Origin of the sequence: Arenibacter algicola, from assembly GCF_000733925.1 — a bacterium.
GTDB lineage: Bacteria > Bacteroidota > Bacteroidia > Flavobacteriales > Flavobacteriaceae > Arenibacter > Arenibacter algicola.
This window is the reverse complement of record NZ_JPOO01000001.1, coordinates 606857-627104: the sequence shown is the minus strand read 5'-3', so window position 1 is coordinate 627104 and position 20248 is coordinate 606857. Positions and strand designations below refer to the sequence as shown.

Below are 20248 nucleotides of genomic sequence, written 5' to 3'. Positions count from 1 at the left end.
GCTATTTAATAAAAATGTTATATCCATTGGCCATGGCCAAAAATAATAATATCAACCAACCTAAGATCATCAGGACCTTTAAACCAATGCCCAATTCCATTTCTTTTTTTGCGGATTTTCCAAATGCGATCAAAAGCAACAACAGTCCGATCAAGGGTGATACGATAACCGTAAGGCCCTGTGCCACAACAATCAGTTCAACTGGCAAATTGCCGAAAACTATCGCTACCAACGCACCGATTACTATGACCAACATGACCATTACACGTACTTTTATCGATTCGAGTTTCATCCCGAACCCCAGTGCATCGGATATTAAAACGCCGCCCAAGGTGGCATTACCCAACAGGGAAGAAAAAGATGCCGCAAAAAGCCCCAGCATAAAGACCTTGGTGGCATAGGACCCGAAAATAGGCTCCAATGCCATGCCCATTTCAGTGGCACTATTGACCGCAATCCCCTTGGGAAATAAAACGGATGCCCCGACCAAGAGCACGGTCGAGGTAATCACTCCCAAGATAACGATCCCAGTAATTCCTTCGCGTTCGTGCGATCTTGATTTGGCTTTCGTCCATCCTTTTTCCTGCACCAAATAGGATTGGTAAAAGGCACCGGCAATAGAAAAACTCGATGCTACCAATGCTAAGGTCAGCATTTCGGAACCGTTAGGAATTTCAAAAGTGAATTGTTCCGCCAATCTTGAAAGATCTGGATTCGAAATGACCAGGGTAAGCATAAAAGATACCAGCATTAAGATGACCATACCGATCATTACTTTTTCGAGAATCTTAAAGAAGGTCTTAAAAAACAGTAAGAAAATGGCGATGGCCGATATTCCTATTATCCATGGGGCTGATGACATGGCCAAGGTCTCACTAAAGACCATTCCCGCACCTATGGAGTTTCCGGCTTGGAACGAAGCCGCTACCATAAAGAGTCCGACTCCGATCACAATGGCAACCCATCTTCCGTATGTGAGGTGAATCTGTCGGAGTAAGGAGATTTCGGATGCAAGGCCTATTCGTGTGGAAACAACAGTAAATGCACCCATGAACAAAACGCACAACGGCATTACCCACAGCAGTTGATATTCATAGTTCGCCCCAATTTTCGATGCCACCGCCAAACTACCTGGACCCAATACCAAGGCCGCCGTAATAAAACCAGGACCGATAAGCGCGAAGATTTTTTTCATATTTTTAGTTGGTATGGATTGGAATTATGGTAATGTACTAAAAATATGTGTTTGATTTCCAGCAAACAACCAGTCGGCGTACGACAGATTTCAATTTTTGGGGGAATCTGTCCCAATCCGCGAGAGAGAGGGCTGTGAGTGACTCGTAGATGAGTGTTACTAGGAAAAATATTTTTATACCGCTAAAAGACTTCTCCCTTACTCGCTCCGAAAGAGAGGGTAAGGTTTATAGTCAGACTTCAATTCGGCAATGACTCAAGGGGTATTTCATGAACAGGAAAATTTGTCCTACACCTCATGCTGTTACTCCACAATACCCTACTTAAAACAAAACATATCGTATATTTAAGGGTTCCCAACCATCTTTAGAGCGCAAACGGTATAACCCGTGAACTTAGGAAGCCTGGAACACCGTGAACGATATAACCAAATAATGAACGGAAGAACAATCCATGACCAAAAACAAACTATAGACTTATAAAGCCTAGGGCGCTTGTAAACAAAACCACTGCAGCTAACGCTTTTGATACCATAGGACTATTTTTGAACCTTCAACATTTGGAAAAGAGATAGAAATGCAGACAAAAATCAAGATTAAGGACACAAGCTTAAATTTTGAAAGGGAATCACTTTACCCCTATCGTTTTGGGGGGAGCGCCGTCACCCAGCTTTGGCAGACGGCCGCCTGGCTACAAAGCGAATCGGGGGTTTCAAGAGTAGGTCTTGGTACTCAGAGCCCCCTTTGGTCAGATCGAAGTGTGGCCGGTGCCCATTCCGAAAACGGGGCCAATGCGCTGATGTTCGCCATGAGCGAAAAGGCCTTGCAACTTATAAAAGACATATCGTTTACGGATCCCATGGAATTGCTCGACTCCATTTTGCCGGAAGTCCACGCTTACGGTAAAAAAATAACTGGCAAATCAGACCTCAGAAAAACCTTTGCATTAAACTCCCTGGTCTGTATTGATAACGCGGCCTGGCTGCTATATGCCCATGAGAACAATTTAAAGACATTCGACGACATGATTCCTGTGGAATACCGGGCCGGACTATCATATAGAAATGAAAAGGTGGCGAGCATCCCCTCCTTTCCTGTGGGTACGGCGATCGAAAAAATAAAGGCAGCAGCCGATGAAGGCTATTTTATCCTAAAATTGAAAACGGGTTCCAAGGGCACCCAAGAAGAGATGTTGGCCCAGGACTTGGAATTTTTATCCAACGTACACAAAGCTATCGGGCATTATGAAACGCCCCATACCAAAGACGGTAAAATCCATTATTACATCGACGCCAACGGACGATATGGGTCCATGGAAGCCCTTTTACGCTTTTTAGACCATGCAAAAAAAATCGGGGCCTTCGACCAGATTGCAGTTATAGAGGAACCTCTGGGGCAAAAAGATGAATCGTATGTAGGTGATGTAGGGGTTACGATAGCCGCCGATGAAAGTGCGCATACCGTTCAGGATGCCATGGATCGCGTGGAGCAGGGGTATGGCACCATTGTCGTAAAGGCCATAGCCAAGACCTTGAGTATGACCTTGAAAATCGTACAAGCCTGTCATAAAAGAAAAGTTCCTTGTATTAGTGCCGACCTTACGGTGAACCCTATTTTGGTGGATTGGAACAAATCGATTGCTGCTCGTTTGGCACCACTTCCTATGATGAATTTCGGGCTATTGGAAACCAACGGTCATCAGTTTTATAAAAACTGGGGCAAACTCGAATCCTATCACCCTCGGGCAGGTGCGGAATGGACTCAGACCAAAAATGGGGCCTACACAACTGGCAGGTCATTTTATGAAGAAAGTGGGGGCATATTTCTTCCTTCAGAACATTACCAATCTTTATTTATTGAGGGATAGTTAATCCAGTTGCCTGGCCATTATATTAATATCCTCTAAAAACCAAAAAACAACTAGTAGGACACCAAAAAAAAGAAATGATCTATTTCCAATTTCTATGTCCCCCCCTGCAAATACGCAGACAATACTAACCCTAGAGAAACATTCTACGAAATATTAGTCGACAACAGCAACGGACCAATCGAGTTTTTCCCGACCCTTATGGCAGATAATGCCATTGTCCCTAGGTATGGCATTCATAGATTGTCCCTCTTCTTTCAACACAAAATGGAAACCATAAAAAAAAACAATTGGTAATTGTCAATTTATTCCGGGAACGCCTTCCAGGAAATGACCTTTGTTTTTATAGTAGGCCAATCAACCCTCTTCCATGAATAGTAAGCTCATATACTTACCAATTTCTGAATGCAATGCACGTCTATTGGGTAAATTGCGGTAGTAGAATGATTCTGCATTTGGAGTTATAAGGACCCTATTTTTTTGGTCCCATCCCAAAACACCCTACATTTTTTCTGGATTAACGGCCAAACTATTGAACAACTTGGCTTTTGCCGAATAATACTTATTTCTAACCTCATTCTGTTTGAGCTCTGCATCTATGAGTTTGCTTTCTCTGGAATTGACCAAGAACAATGAACTTTCCCCAAAACTAAATTTTCGCTCCTCAGCAGTGAGCAGTAAATTATAATTGCCCACAATGTCATTTATAAGCAGATTTTGCTTTTCAAAAGATTCCAGTTCCCTAAAAATGGCAACAATCTTGTTTTTTATTTGTATTTGGGCATTGTCCAATTCAAACTTGGCATCCTCCAATTTGATCTTCGCCAGTTTTAAATCCCCACGTTCCTTCCTTAAAAATAGCGGCAAGTTTATAGACAAACCTCCCTTATAGTCTTGGGGTTCAAAAGCGTTCATAGTAACGGGCCCTGTTGTTAAAAAGTTGTATTCCAAATCTACCTTGGGCAATAACTTATTTGCCTTAAGTCGCTTTTCAACCGTGAGCCCTTCAATTTTGTAACCCATGGATTTTAACTTGGGGTGATTTTCCAAATTAAAACTGTCCAATGGTTTCCCGAGTATTTCCAAGGTGGCATCTATATCTTGCCCTAAATTGACATCCGGTATTACATTTGGTTTTAACTCTACCGGAAGGTTGTCTCCCATCCAGAGAAAATTGGACAATTCCAGGGAGCTTTTTACGAAACGAACCTTGGCCTGCTCCAGATTCAAGGCACGGTCCTGAACGGCAATCTTTGCCTCTACGGTATCTATGGCGGCTATTTCACCTGCCAATGCGGTGGTTCTGACGCCCTCAAAACGCAATTGTGCGCTTGAAAAGAAATCATTCAAAATCTGACTGTCCTGATAGGCCTGCAACCATTGGAAGTAGGCTAGTGATGCCTCGAACAGAACTTGGTTCACCTGTAAATCCCGATCGGCCTTGGTCTGTTCCCTCAACAACTTGGCCTGTTTTAGAGTGGCCATACGTTCATTGATCCAAAAACCTTGACCTACGGACATAGAAACCCCGGCACTATATAGACCATCATCCGGGACATTTTCCGAGGGATTTAAATAATTCCCATCATTTTGTTCAAAGTTACCCTTCAACTCCAGACCGTACCAGGTAGGTATCTTAAAAGCAGCATTAAGTCGATCATAATATTCAGTTCCCTTAAACTCCTTTCGATCGTAATCCACTTCAATCTTAGGGTCGAAGCCCCCTCGTGAACGCATTAGGTTTGCTTGCCCCATATCAATCTTAAGCTCGGCCTGTTTTGCAATAGGATGATATTTTTTAACATAGCCCAGATATTCCTTAAAATTTAGGACAAGCCTATCCTGTTCTTGGGCATTTACACCCATGAAAAGTAATACGAACAAACTGTACAAATACTTTTGCATCATTTTTCGGCTTTTGCGGTAGATTTTGTGGGCTGGTAATAATTGGGCGGAAAGCCATTGACCTGTCGCCAAAGTTCAAACCAAATGGGAACATCTTCCAATAGGGCTATAGTATTGGCTCCCGAGCCTACCCTAATTTGGGTTGGCCACGGTTCATCCTCTGGATCTGGGGCCAACAGCACGCGATATTTTCCATTTTCACTTATAAAGGTTTCAACCGCTACAACCTTTCCACCGTAGGTACCATAAGAAATATTGGGCCACCCGCTGAAAACTATGGCAGGCCAACCATCGAATTGAATTCTTACCTTCTCCCCAATATGAATTAAAGGCAAATCCAATGGTTCCAAAAATGTTTCTACGGCCATGTCATAATCCGCAGGCATAATTCCAACAAGACGGTCTCCTTCCTTAAAAGTTTCCCCAATTCCCCCTTGCAAGGCCTTATTGATAAACCCACTTTGAGGCGCACGTATGTAGTACATTTCGTTGCGCATCTCGTAATTGGTGTATTCATTTTCAAGCTTGGTCACTTGCGCCTCGGAATCGTATTGACTTGATTGGGCTGTAAACATATCGCTTTGGGCCTTAGAAATCTTATCCGTATATTCGGCCTGGATACGGTTAATCTCCATTTCAGCATTTAAAACATCATTCTTGGCAACCAATAATTTGTTTTGCTGTGAAATTAATTTAGCCTGGGTTTCCTGTAGTTTTAAGCGTTTTTCCTCCACATCCGTAACGGCCTTTAAACCTTCCTTCTGTAATTGCTCCGTACGGTTATACTGTTTTTCCGCTATGCTAATATTGGTTTTAGCCGCTTCTAGGTCAATACTATCGCTCTGAACCTTCAAATGGGACTGCATCAATTTATTCTTGGCCTGTTCCAATTTAAGTTTCCGTTCATTGCCCAAGGCGGAAATCTGATTGTTCAATGCATTAACCTTGCCTTCGTAAGACCCCACAGCCATAGATTTGGCCTTAATTTGTTGCCTTGTTCGCTCTACCAATTTGGGGTCGAAATATTCGTTCTTGACTTCGGAAATGAACAAAATTGTATCCCCTTTATCAACAAAATCGCCCTCCTGCACATACCACTTTTCTATTCTTCCTGGAATTGGGGATTGTATTGTCTGTGGCCTTTGGTCCGGCTTCAAAGTGGTTAGAAAACCGTTCCCTCTTATATTTTGTGTCCACGGCAGGAAGAGAACGATAATCCCAAAAATAGCGGAGCCCAGTAAAAATCGGTTAAAATGCTTATAATGCCTTTCGTGAAAGACCCTTTCGGTTGACTTATACCCCCTAAGGTGAACCGTTTTATTCAGTGGATTGTTAGAAATATTCAACATAGTTTCTTAAATTTTAGAAACGATCTTACCGTTTTCCAATGTTATTATGTTTTGGAATCGGTTCAACCATTTAGGATCCTGACTCACCACTATCAACGACCAAGGATTTTTATCGTCCGTTAAGAATTTTATGATTTTAATAGCTTCAACCTCGTCAAATTGAATTAAGGGATCTTTTAACAATAGTAGTTTTGGTTTCCTCACAATACTGCGCGCCAGGACTATTTTTTTGGAAACTGTAAACGGCATTTGTTGTCCCTCAGGATATACCATGGTATTGATCCCTTTCGGCTGCTCTTTTACATATTGCAGTAATCCCGTATTTTCCATGGCCCATTGCACTTCTTTTTCGGTAATACTCTTATCGCCAAAAGTAATGTTTTCCAATATGGTACCTTCAAAAGGTTTTTCCTCGGTCAGGGACTGACCCAAAAAGGAACGGTAATGATTGGGGTTTATACCTCTAAGTGATACATTGTTCACATAAATATTCCCATCATCGGGCTGTATCAGGCCTGCAATGAGTCGCAACAAGGTGGACTTACCTGAACCGTTGGCCCCGAGAACCAACAAACGAGTTTTGGGACCAATTTTTAAGGAAATGTCGTCCAATATATTCCTACCAATTTTTGATGCGCCAAAGGACACCCTGTCCAGCTCCAAAGAAAATTCGTCCTCCTCATTTAATGGTCTTTCTCCTTGTTGCTCTTCCAATTCCTTATCCACTACCTGCCCCAATTTTTCCAATGACGTAAAAAGGTCGTAGAAAGTTTCCAAACTGCGGGTCAATTTCTCTACTGAACTTATGACCAGAAGAATGATGATCTCCGCAGCTACAAACTGCCCAATGTTCATTTCCTGGTTTAGCACCAACAGCCCCCCGATCAACAAAAGGCCCGCTGTTACCAATACCTTGAACCCTATCATTTGTATAAACTGTATTACCAGAATGCGAAAATGACTCTCGCGAGCCTCCAAATAATCCAACACCAGGGCATCGTTCTTGTCCAATGCCAGACTGGTCCTACCAGAAAGCTTAAAGCTTATCAAAGATCGGGCAACCTCCTGTATCCAGTGCGCTACCTTGTACTTTCGCTTGGATTCCTCAAGACTGGTATCCATCCCTTTTTGGGCGGTAAATTTGAAGACTACGTAAATAAGCAACACTAACAATATTCCATAGACGATAAAAAATGGGTGATAAAAAGACAAGAGGATCAACCCAAAAACAATCTGAAGTACGGCTGCAGGAAAATCCAATAAAATCTTTGCCAATCCCTTTTGAACATTTAGTGTGTCAAAAAATCTATTTGCCAGTTCCGGGGGATAGTAATTGTGTAGTTCACTCATTTTTATTTTAGGAAAACGGTATGTAAATTCGAACGACGCCCTGGTAAATATCTTCTGTTGAACATTCTCTATAATTCGGATCTGCATTAATTGCAATAGGCCCCCAAAGGCCACTCCACCTGTTACCAGCACCACTAAAACCACCCATGAGGTACTTATCTCTGCACTTTGGATGAGGTTAATAATAGCCTGTATACCCAAGGGCAAAGAAAGATTAACAAGCCCTGCAAAAATGGCATAATAAAAGGTCTGCAAAACATCCCTTTTATCGAGTTTCAACAGACCCAATAGCCGCTGCCAAGCGGTCAATACGTTTTTAGCCATTTTGCTTTGCCATTAAAGTGTGAAATACTAAATCAGTGAAATATTTGGTAGCATCCCCTTTTTCATGACAATCCGTGAGTGAAGGAAAATGATCCTTGAGAAAATACTGGTGAAGCGATCCTTCCAAAATAGTACTTGCCAAACTAGAGGGGTACTTATATTCAGAATTAACCGCATGTATCATTTCATTAAAGCGCTCTATCATTCTCTTGTAGATTACAAAATAGCCCTCCTTGTTCTCTGTATCTATTTCTTTGGTCAAATACGATTTTGAATATTCGTTGATTACTATATTACTCAACGAGACCTCATTAATGTGGGAGAAAGCGGAATCCTGTACCGTGGGTCGGGTAACAATTTCTATCGCCTTTTTTAATTTTTCAGAAGTGTCGGCAATACTATTGGTAGCAAATACTAACTGATACTCCAACCAACCCCAATACCAGGAGGTAAGGTACAACAACAACTTGTGTTTGTTCTCAAAGTAACGGTATATGGAGCTTTCATTGGAACCAATTTGGTGACCTAACTTTTTAAAGGTAAAACCCTCAAACCCAATATCGTTTATCATTAAGATACTTTGTTCAATAATCCGCTTCCCCAAATCCGAAGAAGCTGGGTCCTTAACAAAGATTTTATCATTTATTTTAATTGTGACTGACCCAAATAGACGTTCCATACCTCAATTTTAACACTCGCAAATATAATAGTAATACTATCAACGCATGATAGTTTAACACTTGTTTAACAATAGTAATGCTTTTTATTTCTTCTGCAAAATTGAATTATCTACATCATTCAGGCTTGATACTATTTGCCAACTACTCTCATATAGCCCCATAAGCCTATTGTTTCCATACCCCAGGCAAGGCTACCAAAATAATTACTTCCAAAAATGACTTTTGTTAGCTGTGGTTGGTATTTATATACCTTATTTTGTTATATACATAAGAATAATTTTAACCTGACACCTCTGCTTTTACTGGTTGGCCTTATAATTTATACATCAACAGATCCAACGGTATCCAAAACATTAAAAAAATTTGACATTATCCTGAAAAACAAAACAATAGAAGTTTTAAAAGTGAGTATGAACACCGAGGATCACATAACCTATTATCACAGTTCAGAGGCGTTAGAAATACAGAATTCTTCCTTTATAGATTAACCACAATATTTGCATAAACACAACAATTGTTCTTGATCCGATCTTATTCTATTTTCAATTCACACACAACTTTTAGGATTGATCCAATTGTACTTGATCCAAATTGTACTTGATCCTCTAAAAGATAACCTTTGGCCATAAAAAAAGCTCCCCATTTCTGAAGAGCTTTTACTAAGTACAGGCGGAGAGACTCGAACTCTCACACCTCACGGCACTAGATCCTAAGTTTTTTCTAATTTGCACCTATAAATACCAAAAAACCTAATTATCAATTACTTATGAAATTTTACAAATCAAATAATACCATAAAAAGCCATATAAAACCACCATTTGTTTTAACATTGTTTTACCAATTTTTGTATCTTTATAAAAAGAACAAATGGCAACGATCAAAGCATTACTTTGGAAAAAAGAGAATAAGGCCGGGGAATGCACCATCGCCATTCGCATTACTAAAAACAGGAAATCGACTTATATCCATACAGGTCAGAAAATTAAACCAAAGTATTGGGACGAAGTAACGAGCAAAGTTAAAAAAAGCCACCCCAACTCGGCTCGTTTAAACAACTTCATATCCTCTAAAGTTATAGAAATAAATAAAACACTATTAGATGTTGAGACCGAGGTCAATTCGAAAACACAAATTGCCGAGATAAAAAAGACCATTTCAGGTAAATATAAAAGTAACTCGTTTTACACATTTGCCGAAGCTTACTTCGAGGAATTGGAAAAGAACAAAAAGTACTCTCGCATCAATTGCGAACGACCCTTATTAAATAGAATAAAAAAGTATCCTAGGGCAAAAACCTTGACCTTCGAAGCTATTACCCCTCTTTTTTTGCGAGGCTTTATCTCCTATTTAAGAAGTACTAAAGATTCCGTTGGGGAAAGAAGTATAGTAAACACATTGATTTTCATACGTACATTGCACAACAGAGCCTCACAACAGGGCCTTGTCTCCAAAGACAATTATCCTTTCGGAAACCACGACGGAAAGATTAAAATTAGAATTCCCAAATCTATTAAAATCGGTCTTACTTCGGAGGAAATCAAAATGATCGAAGATTTAGACCTTTCTGACAACCCAAAACAACACCACACTCGCAATGTATTTCTTTTTAGTTTCTATCTCGCCGGGATGCGGGTTTCAGATGTAGTTCAAATGAAGTGGGCAAACGTGCAGGGAGAACGGATATATTATACTATGAACAAAAATCAAAAAAACCTTTCGCTCAAAATTCACGGTAAACTTCAAAAAATATTAGACGAGTACCTCCCTACAAAAAGTTCACAGGGCGATTATATCTTCCCTGAATTAAGAGAAGCAGCCAATAATCCCAAAGACATTCTGAGAGTGAGCAAAACGGCAAACAAAAGACTGAATAGATATCTAGGACAAATTGCCGACAGAGCCGAAATAACAAAAAAAATCACTATGCACATATCACGTCATTCCTTTGGCAATATCTCCGGAGACCGAATTCCGTTACAAGTCTTGCAGAAGCTGTATAACCATTCTGATATCAAAACAACCATTGACTACCAACAAAACTTTATAAACAAAGATTTGGACGATGCTCTTGATAATGTCATTGGTTTCTGACCTGTCTGCACATTGCTCCTGATTTTCTCTAATATGTCTTCGCCCTAATAAATTATTGCATATCAAAATAATTATGTACTTTTGTTCACAATGTTATTCAATTCACGTTTTCGTGAACAATAAAATAAAGTGAACAATGAACGATCAGGAAATTGTGCAATACGCATTGGCCAACCTTCAGAAAACAGGTAAATTCGAAGCCAAATGGCTTGATAACGCCCCCAATGAAGTCTTGGATGGCATGATAAACCTTACCCTGAACAACCGAACCATCCAGCTAGGTATAGAAATTAAAAAGGAGCTAAGAAATATCCATCTAACTAAATTGGAGGCTTTTGCCAAGGAGTATCATCCATTTATGATAGTTGCACAACGCATATTTCCCAAAATAAAACAAGAGCTGCGTAATAGGAATATCGCTTACCTTGAGGCAAACGGTAATATTTACCTTAATGAAAATGGAATCTTCCTTTGGCTAGATGCCAATGAACCCATCGAAATTAAGAATAAGACCACGAATAGGGCATTTACCAAAACCGGACTAAGGGTTGTTTACCAGTTCCTATTGGACGATACATGGGTCAACAAAACTTATCGAGAGATAGCCGATAAAACGGATACAGGTATCGGTAATATTACGAACATCTTCAATGGACTAAAAGATGACGGTTTCCTCATTCCAATTACTAAGGATACCTATATAATGGAAAATAAAAAAAAGCTCCTTGAAAAATGGATTATGGCCTACGAAAAAAAGTTGAAACCAAATCTAGCCATTGGAACATATCGTTTTGCGGATAATGATACTTTTTTCAATTGGAAGGACATTAAATTAAAAGAGGGCGAAACATTCTGGGGTGGAGAACCCGCTGGGGATATTTATACTAATTACCTTCGACCAGAGGAATTGACCTTATACACCAAGGAACCGAGAAACGAACTGATGAAAAATTATAGACTTGTTCCCGATCAAAGCGGTAATGTCAAGATCTACGAAAAATTCTGGAAAGACAATACAAAGGAAAAAGATGCAGTTCATCCTTTGCTTGCTTATGCTGACCTATTAATGAAAGGGGATAGACGTTGTACCGAAACCGCAGAAAAAATATATAATGAGTACTTACAGGATAAATTTTAAACAACTTCGGCAAAGACCCGACTTTTTAGAAATGTTAGCGGCTTTGGAACGAGGTTTTAAAAAATTCAATATCGATTTTTACTTGGTCGGTGCCATCGCCCGTGATGTATGGATGACAGCAATTAATGAAATTCCACCAAGTAGGATTACAAGGGATATCGATTTCGCTGTCTTTATCGAAGATAATAGAAGCTATAAAAGTTTGAAGGATTACCTCATTGAAATCGAACACTTTCAACCTTCCAAAGAGAATAATTTTGTGCTACTGTGGCAAGGAAGAATGCAAGTTGATTTACTTCCCTTCGGAAACATTGAAGATGAAAATTTCAAAGTAAGTATTGAAGGTACAGGGGGTACCAGTTTGAATATGCCCGGCTTTATGGAAATCTATGAGAATGGCTTGCCTGAAGTGGAATTGGAAGGGAAACATCGCTTTAAATTTTGCAACTTGCCCGGAATCGTTATTCTAAAACTCATCGCTTGGGAAGACCGTCCTGAAATCCGAAGGGATGACCTAAAGGACATTCTGACAATACTAACCCACTTTTTTGAAATGTATACCGACCAAATTTACGAGCATCATTCAGATTTATTTGGCGATGATGATTTTGGGCTTAATCTCATTGCCGCACGTGTTATGGGTCGGGAGATGAAGAAAATAGGAATCAGGAATGAAAAACTCAATGAAAGGCTGACCAATCTTCTAGAAAAAAATACGATGGATGTCAATACCAGTGAAATTGGGAAGATCATGGCAAATTGGGCCAATACTACTGTTGAGGAAAGTCTAAAACCATTATTGGAAATTCAGCGGGGTTTTCAAGGTGAATAAATTTCTCGTCCAACCCCAAATCCTTACCAGAACTTACCTGCACGAGGATCCTGCGGAGTTTCTTTAGCGTTCCGGTAGATAAGCGTTAAGAAAAAACTTAGTAGGGCGCAAAAAAGTATTGACTGGGCAAGTAACACCTTATCGGTCAAGTTTCATTTTCGTTTGCTTAAACATCAATATGAACCGAGGAGCATTATCTTTACGTCAGCATCTTGTTGTAAGACCAATCTTCTAAGAAGAGGACTTATTACATTCCATTTCCAAAATATTCAAGTTATAGGATTCGCATATTTTACTTGATTAATCGTATTCTCTGATATTGAAACGAAATGTTAGGATAGACTCCCGTTTCCTTTCCCTCATACGTCTTACCTTCCTTTTTGGTGATTACTAGCATATTTTACGATATTCTTATTGGTTTTCACTTCGCCAGAAGTAGGAGTTTTAAGATGCTTAAAACATAACTTGCTATCTTCTCCGAAGATTAATATTTTCAATTCTTTTTCTAATGATAAATTACTGAAAATGGGCGGATCGGATTTGTTCCTACTTTATAACAAAAAAAACTTCCTATTACCCAAATCCTATGTACATAGGTACATATACGAATATATTTATATTTACATATTTCAATATAACTCGACAGCAGCATTCCCTTTATTATTTGAAGCGTATGATTTTAAAAGTGCAAACTGGAGGCTATGGAACATTTCAATGGATAGGAATGATTGTGGCTAGGGAGAAGAAAAGTCAAGCTGTATTTTCAGCTTGTTCTTTCCCGCAGGCAGGTTGGTGTTAAAGTAAACTGGAACATAAAGACTTCCCCAGTGGACAAGAGGAACGTGGGCGTGTGGGGAATATTGGAGCGAAAGTGTTGCCCTACTTCCGAAGGGGCTTGTTTGTTAAAATGAAGTCTATGAAGTGGTTTTGTAGATTTACGTCAATATGGTTTCAGGATATCACCAATAACCTTTTTAACAAATATAAAGCCTGGCTTCGTTATAGGAGTGGTACGGAAGGAGGACTCAGAATAAAGCAACGCACATCAAGTGAATTTTAGAATAAGGCTAATGAACGGAGTATTATTAAAGACCAACTATCCATTCAAGATGTATAAGGTTTCAAACTATCCCCTTTTTTGGAGGGCTAAATATAAAGTTTGAGACCTTTGAATTAAAGCTTAATACTACGGAAATAGACATTACATACCAGTAACCATGGGTGTAACAATTATATTTCTGAATTCGATAGGATGATGATCTCCTTGAAGCATAAATGGACCGGGCTCATCTTCTTTGCTATCCAAAGCCCCACCAGTAATAGCTGGTATACGCTGGTCATTGATAATGACAACCCCATTGGCTTCAACCGTGACTCTTCTACCAATTAAAGTAATATCATAAGTTTGCCATTCACCACGCTTTTTTGCAACTACCTCATTAGGTTCAAGAAAACCGAAAATACTTCCCAAAACATCATAATGTACAGACTTACCCTGACTATCATCTATTTGTACTTCGTACCTTCCTCTAAGATAAACACCGCTATTACCATGCTCTGGATATTTGAATTCTATATGCAGCTTGAAGTCCATAAACTCAGAATCGCTAATAAGGTTAGAACCTGCTTTTGGACTTATTAAAACCCCAGTATCAGCAATCCATTGATTATCTCCCTTAGTATGCCATCCATCAAGGTTTTCCCCATTGAAAAGTACAATTGGCGTACCCCAAGCAGGATTTTTAACATATGGCAGCTCAGGTGCTCTCACTGCTACCCATTTATATGAATTCCCATCAGGGTAATGAATAGTTCCTTTTAGCTGATCATCGGTGTATTTACCTTCAACCGTCAGCAATCTTTTCTCAGATTCCCACGGAACGGTAAAATCAAAATAATCATCCTTTATATTTATTACCGAAAGTGGCCTTGGGTAGCCACCAATATGTAAAAATCTCCCCACTTTTGTGAATCCCCAAGGTTTTATTTCTAACCATGATGGAACATCATTGCCATTGAGATCTATGGTCATATCCCAGCTTCCTTCAAATGGGTCGACATTATGTTGTGCACTCACTGCTACGGGAAGCATCGTTATAATGATAATTAGGGCGGCTTTATAATTACTCAAATTCATATGCTTTAATTAAATTTATGCTAATTTGATCATAGCACCTATTACATCTAAGCCTATAGACTGGCATACTCCGTTTTTGTTTTTCTCTTTCATCGATTCTATATCCCATTGATAAACTTCATCTGCCAAGCCCCAAAGATTTCGGAACTGCTTCACATAAAGCTTGTCATTTTCAAGACTAGTAAATTCAGGTTGAAACTGATTGGTTGACAGATTACGCGTACTCCAAATGGCAGCTAAAGTTTTTTGAATATTTTCTGTTAGATCAACACCAATTAGCCTTCTTTCTTCATCGCTGCCTAAATACCGCATCATAATTCCACGACCGGCGAGGTAGTCCCTTCCATGTTCGGGTCCAAAACTAGTTTGGCATGGTGCCTCACGAATAATACCATCCACATTGGCGACCATGGCATTTTTAACACCTTTGCCAATTGATTGAATTATACCTTTTAACCTAGATTCATAGGCCTTTACATCAAAACTCGGATCTATGCTTTTTGTTGTGAGATAGGTAGATAACTCATTTTTAATCGCTAACATATCGGTCAAAGCAGCAACCAACATTCCTTGGTCTCCCGTCCATACCCAACCTTCTGCCCAGGTGGGGTGTGTTTTTTCCTGATAACTTGAGCCTTCGAAAAAGGCCATAGGTCTTTCTTGCACCAATGCTCCTGATGTTGACAATTGCTTTAAATACTGGTATTCTTCCAGATTAAACCACTCATTGAACCATACCCACTGGCGATAGGCCATATCTAGATACTTCTCGTTATCTTCTATATTCCCCTTTAGTGACAAACGGTAGATTCGTGATGAAAGCAGGAACAACAAAACATTGGTAACAGTGTTCTTAACGCCCAAACTATCCCCATTTGCATCTCCATTTCTACAACCATGTAAAACAGGTCTGGCAGCATCCGTATGGTCATATGCAGTTTTCCTTTTGTATTCCCAACATAGATCGGTTGACAATTTTAGGTATTTATCGGCTAGTTCCATGTCCCCTATTCGCAGAAGGTGCTTGCGTGCATTGAGTGCCAGTAGACCCCACCAACCAAAATCATCTGCCCAAAGTGTTCCAGGGTCGTAGCTTTTAAAAAAAGTTAGGTTTTCCTTCAACATTTCCCCCACTTTTTCTTGTATTGCTTCAACTTCCTTATCCTTCGGCCAACGTTGTTGTAGGGCTTCTACAAAAACCAAACAGGCGTCGAAGGTATTTCCCCTCTTCCAAAAATCTTGAAAATCCCAAACTTCTTCAAATCGTTGAAAAGCAAGCAAGGCTTGTTCTTTTAATGAAGATTTGTTCGGTATAGATTCATTACAAGCCCACGTTAATAAAGGTGAAACTCCAGTAACTGCAATAGCAGAAGTACTTGTAACTGTGATGAATTTTCTTCTTTTCATTTTATAGACTTAATATTGCTCAATTTTTATCGTTTCAATTGAATTGTGACCTAGGTTCAATTCAATTTTTTGTTTACCACTATTAATTTCCTTTATAGGCTGTTCTATTAAGTTGGTCAAATATGCCTTTGTGATAGGTTTGAATATGGAAATTGCTACATCCACATCATTGCCATCAGTTTCGTACGCCCTTATAACCACACTTTGGTCATCTTCTGCTCTTTTTACAGTAGAAATGACCACATTGGACTTGTCCGTCTTGAAGAAACTGAGTGTTTCGGGAAGTTGGGCGGTTTTATATGTTTCAGGATCGCTTATAGCCTGTAACTTTTCATTCGCTTCTACTCCAAACCGTTGCCCATTCTTCCACCCTGGTTTATGTGAAGTAACGCTAAAATTAAATTGATGACTTCCTGTTTGGAGGTATTCATTTCCTTCGTTATGGCAGCTTCTTCTAGAGGCAAGCAATATGGTTTGTAATATCGTCTTGTTGTTCAAAGTATCTGTTGGGTCTATGTAGTCGGCAGTAACCACACTCGAACTTAAAGTTACCCCATATGCCTCATTGCTAGCGGATATCCAATTTGCAATTCCCCTTGGCCGAATATCTTGTACAGGTGAATTGTACATCTCTCCTCCACCTCCCTTATGCTCATCCTCACCCACAGTCACCGCTCCAAAAGGAACTTCATAAGTAACCTTGCCATTCTCCATGTTCAAAGGCAAAGCCATTCTAAATTCCCTATATAGGACACCGTCCCAATTTTTCAAATTAATATTAAAATCTATCTTTTTTATATCGTTATAAAGCAAAACCTCCATTTCGACAACGGCTTCCTTCATTTTCTGTCGCATTTTGACCGATGTAAATACCGGACCTTTTTTATCAATTTCCCAATGGGTTGTACCAGTTCCAAGTTGCTCAAAAAACGTGGTATCTGGCTGTTGCACTAAAGAAAATTCACCAGCTCCCGTCCCCACCGAATTCATTTCAAAAACCTCTCCTGCTTTGAACTTGGAATCATCTATTAGCTCAACCTTAAGTTCTTTGTCATAGATACTTGCCACTCCTCCATTCGCGAAGGTTATCCTGTAAAAATTATTTTCTATTATCTTACTGCCATTAATGTCATTATTGACATTCACCAGGTTATCATTGGACTTTAAGTAATACGTTCTGTAACCTATGGAAGGAAGTTCTCTTGCCAAAAACCTAGCCTTTACATCCTTTATAGAACCATCTTCAAAATATGAGCTCTCTATTATCTGGACAGGAACCTCATTTTTTTGGTCATCATACAAAGCAATATTCTTCAGCTCATTTTGTTCAAATTTCGCTTCAAAATCTACGGGGTCTGTCCGTTCCCAGCTCAGACTATTGAAAACTACAATTGGCGTGCCTTCGTGCTCATTAAAATTTATCTTGCCCGCTATTTCTTTTAAACTATTGTCCAAGACTTTCCTGGCTTCTAATTGTGATAAAAGATATTTTTGCAAAAACAAATTATCCGTTATGTCTCCTCCCTTACCACCAAAACCATGGTCTGGATAAATCTTTGCCAACCATGCCGATTGTAAATCATTTTCTGGATATCTTTTGAAAGAGCCATCAATTAAAGCATTTGCGGTTGCAAATTTTTCTGCCTGGGTGAGAAGAATATCTCCTTCACGACTAGCACTAAGTGTTTTTTGATGCGATGCCCCGTGTATATAAATCCAAGCATTGGGTCGCTCTCCCCTAATAGTCTGTTTAACTTGGGTAGTCTCAACTCCTTTTTTGAAGAACTCATCGGCCGTACCATACACTATACTAGGTAAGTTGATGGCAATACGTTTTTTACCCTCAGTCTTTATATACCGAATACTATTCCATTTTTTCATAAAAGGGCCACAATTTTGAACCGGCTCCTGATCCCATATGAATTCATAGTTCAACATAACCGGCATTATTGCTTTATCAACTACATTGTCATTGTAAATCTCATACCAAGCCACAGCATCTTTCGCCATTTTTTTTATAGCATCTGCGTCTTCCATTCCTAAAAGGTTATAAAAATCCATATAATGGTGCCCAGGACTATAAACCCTAACCTTTGATCCGTCAAGTGCCTGCCAATTATAATAGCCTTTTAAGTGACGGCTTATTAAAAAATTATCTATTCCTGCTTTTTTCACAAGCTGCGGCATTTGTGCGGTCCTACCAGGAACATCAACATTGAAATATGTGGTTGGTTGGTAGCCGTTTAAGTTTTCTTCCATCCATTTTTTACCTAAATAAAATTGTCGGGCGAGTGATTCTCCAGAATACATTTCTTCATACGGAGAATTATACGCACCGCCTATGGCTATCCTACCCTCGTTCAAAAATTTAGTGAACTCCTCCTTTTTATCAGGTTGTCTTTCAAAATAATCCCGCACTATGGATACTTGCTCTATATCCATTTTAAATTCTGGTTCCGATCGTAACCTATCCAAAAATGGGGTTATCCACAAAGTATCCCTGAATATTTTGCATTTTTCAGGTTCATCTATCCATGCCAGGTCTTGATGAGTATTGGTAAATAGGAGCACTTTTCCATTCGCCAATTTAGAATCAGACAGTGATTTTAGTAGTTCATAGGTTTCCAAATCACAATTCAAAGTTTCTTGTGCATTTATAATGTTAGAACCGACATTAAAAATTATTGCGATAATTACAAGTATTCTTTTCATAGTTGTTTTCTTCTTTTAGTTATTATTCTATTTAAAGTGTCATATCTAATAGTTTGTTATGTATTTTTTTCTTGAAAAGAGTGCACCCTTATGTCATGATGCACCCTTCAACTCAAAAAAACTAACTGAACTAACTATCATTATCCATTGACCCATATTGGCCATGGTTTACTTATTCATTTATTGCTTTTAATCCTGCTTTCATATATCCCATAGCATAAGCCATTCCGGCATACCATGAACCGTCACAACTCATCTGGGGGGTATGGTCGGGAATCAATACCCCATCAAAATTGTTCTTCTTAAGAATTCTAAGGATTTTGAACATATCTATATCCCCTTCGTCTACAAAGACTTCTTTATATGTTGGAACTTTACCAACCACATTTCTAAAATGGATATAGCTGATTTTTCCCTGCTCACTATAGGTATCGGCGGCCTTATATACATCTCCTTCGGTCATTTCGGCAATAGAACCCAAACAGAATTCTAAATTATTTGAAAGACTCGGTTTCATATCTATCAATTTTTGATACATATCCGGTTGATATACCAATCTTGGTGTATTTCTAATGTATGGCATTGGTGGATCATCCGGATGCGCGGCCAATTTCACTCCGGCTTCTTCAGCAACAGGAATCAATTCATTTAAAAAATATTGTAACCGTTGCCATAGTTCGTCGTGATCTATTTTAGGCAAAACACCTTCAGGAGCATTTTCATCATAAACCATATTCCACACCATTCCATTTGGAATTGGCGTTTCATCTCCTTTTGACATTCCCACAGATAAAGCCCCACCTCTAGCATAGGGACCAATTTCTCTTGAAGATACCCCCGCTAAAGAAAAATTATACCCGAATACTGGGATACCTGCTTTACCGACATTGCGAATTAGTTCTTTTAGATTTCCTATTTGAGTTTCTTTCTTCGGGCCATCCAACAAAATATCATGCCAATGCGCCGGATCAAAATTCTCAATGGCCTCAAGTTCCAATCCATGATCATTTATTTCCTTCTTTATGGTCAAAAGCTCCTCCAAGGACCAAATTTTATTTGGGTCCCCTGCATGTCCCCAACCTTCCTTCCCCCCAATAGGCTGGTCTGCATTGTCCTTGTTATGGCCAAAGTAGTCCACCAAATGAATTACTAGATGTGTGGCGCCACATTGTTTGGCAAAATTATAGTGCTCGGTGTTCAACATATGTCTGTACAGACCAAATCCTAATTTCATAGCTATGTCACTTTAGTTGTTTATGTATT

General features: G+C 39.4%; 13 protein-coding genes. 4 read left to right on the top strand and 9 right to left on the bottom strand.

Annotation, left to right across the window (positions count from 1 at the left end; translation table 11 throughout):
- Position 1: 1 nt before the first annotated feature.
- Positions 2-1195, bottom strand: coding sequence for an Nramp family divalent metal transporter (locus U735_RS0102590; protein WP_031442334.1), 1194 nt, complete (start codon positions 1193-1195; stop codon positions 2-4).
- 575 nt (positions 1196-1770) lie between these two features.
- Between U735_RS0102590 and U735_RS0102585 the strand changes: the two genes are divergently transcribed.
- Entirely contained in the window at positions 1771-3060 is a 1290-nt protein-coding gene (locus U735_RS0102585; protein WP_051891844.1) for a mandelate racemase/muconate lactonizing enzyme family protein, read from the top strand.
- Positions 3061-3561: 501 nt separating this feature from the next.
- On the opposite strand, the gene U735_RS0102580 is transcribed toward U735_RS0102585, so the two are convergent.
- The 4 genes from U735_RS0102580 to U735_RS0102565 are packed head-to-tail and all read right to left on the bottom strand — an operon-like array spanning position 3562 to position 8667.
- Entirely contained in the window at positions 3562-4968 is a 1407-nt protein-coding gene (locus U735_RS0102580) for a TolC family protein (RefSeq protein WP_083260611.1), read from the bottom strand.
- The gene (locus tag U735_RS0102575) at positions 4965-6314 is read right to left on the bottom strand and encodes an HlyD family secretion protein (RefSeq protein ID WP_031442331.1); all 1350 of its coding nucleotides are present in this window, start codon (positions 6312-6314) and stop codon (positions 4965-4967) included. The genes U735_RS0102580 and U735_RS0102575 overlap by 4 nt, the downstream gene beginning before the upstream one ends.
- Positions 6315-6320: 6 nt before the next feature.
- Positions 6321-7988, bottom strand: coding sequence for a peptidase domain-containing ABC transporter (locus U735_RS0102570; protein ID WP_031442330.1), 1668 nt, complete (start codon positions 7986-7988; stop codon positions 6321-6323).
- Positions 7981-8667 carry a TetR/AcrR family transcriptional regulator gene (locus U735_RS0102565; RefSeq protein ID WP_031442329.1) on the bottom strand — a complete coding sequence of 229 codons (687 nt, stop codon included), beginning with the start codon at positions 8665-8667 and terminating at the stop codon, positions 7981-7983. The genes U735_RS0102570 and U735_RS0102565 overlap by 8 nt, the downstream gene beginning before the upstream one ends.
- An 868-nt stretch (positions 8668-9535) precedes the next feature.
- Here U735_RS0102565 and U735_RS0102555 point away from each other — a divergent pair.
- From U735_RS0102555 to U735_RS0102545, 3 genes are all read left to right on the top strand, one after another.
- Positions 9536-10759, top strand: coding sequence for a site-specific integrase (locus U735_RS0102555; RefSeq protein ID WP_031442327.1), 1224 nt, complete (start codon positions 9536-9538; stop codon positions 10757-10759).
- 136 nt (positions 10760-10895) lie between these two features.
- A complete protein-coding gene (locus U735_RS0102550) occupies positions 10896-11897 on the top strand; it encodes a type IV toxin-antitoxin system AbiEi family antitoxin (RefSeq protein ID WP_031442326.1) in 1002 nt (333 codons plus the stop codon).
- On the top strand, positions 11872-12729 hold the full coding sequence (locus U735_RS0102545; protein WP_031442325.1) for a hypothetical protein: 858 nt from the start codon (positions 11872-11874) through the stop codon (positions 12727-12729). The genes U735_RS0102550 and U735_RS0102545 overlap by 26 nt, the downstream gene beginning before the upstream one ends.
- Positions 12730-13930: 1201 nt before the next feature.
- Here U735_RS0102545 and U735_RS0102535 read toward each other — a convergent pair.
- From U735_RS0102535 to U735_RS0102520, 4 genes are all read right to left on the bottom strand, one after another.
- Positions 13931-14866 carry a 3-keto-disaccharide hydrolase gene (locus U735_RS0102535; protein WP_031442324.1) on the bottom strand — a complete coding sequence of 312 codons (936 nt, stop codon included), beginning with the start codon at positions 14864-14866 and terminating at the stop codon, positions 13931-13933.
- Positions 14867-14881: 15 nt separating this feature from the next.
- A complete protein-coding gene (locus tag U735_RS0102530) occupies positions 14882-16273 on the bottom strand; it encodes a glycoside hydrolase family 76 protein (protein ID WP_031442323.1) in 1392 nt (463 codons plus the stop codon).
- 9 nt (positions 16274-16282) lie between these two features.
- A complete protein-coding gene (locus tag U735_RS0102525; RefSeq protein ID WP_031442322.1) occupies positions 16283-18985 on the bottom strand; it encodes a glycoside hydrolase family 38 N-terminal domain-containing protein in 2703 nt (900 codons plus the stop codon).
- A 172-nt stretch (positions 18986-19157) separates the two neighbouring features.
- Positions 19158-20219, bottom strand: coding sequence for a mannonate dehydratase (locus U735_RS0102520; RefSeq protein ID WP_031442321.1), 1062 nt, complete (start codon positions 20217-20219; stop codon positions 19158-19160).
- Positions 20220-20248 lie beyond the last annotated feature (29 nt).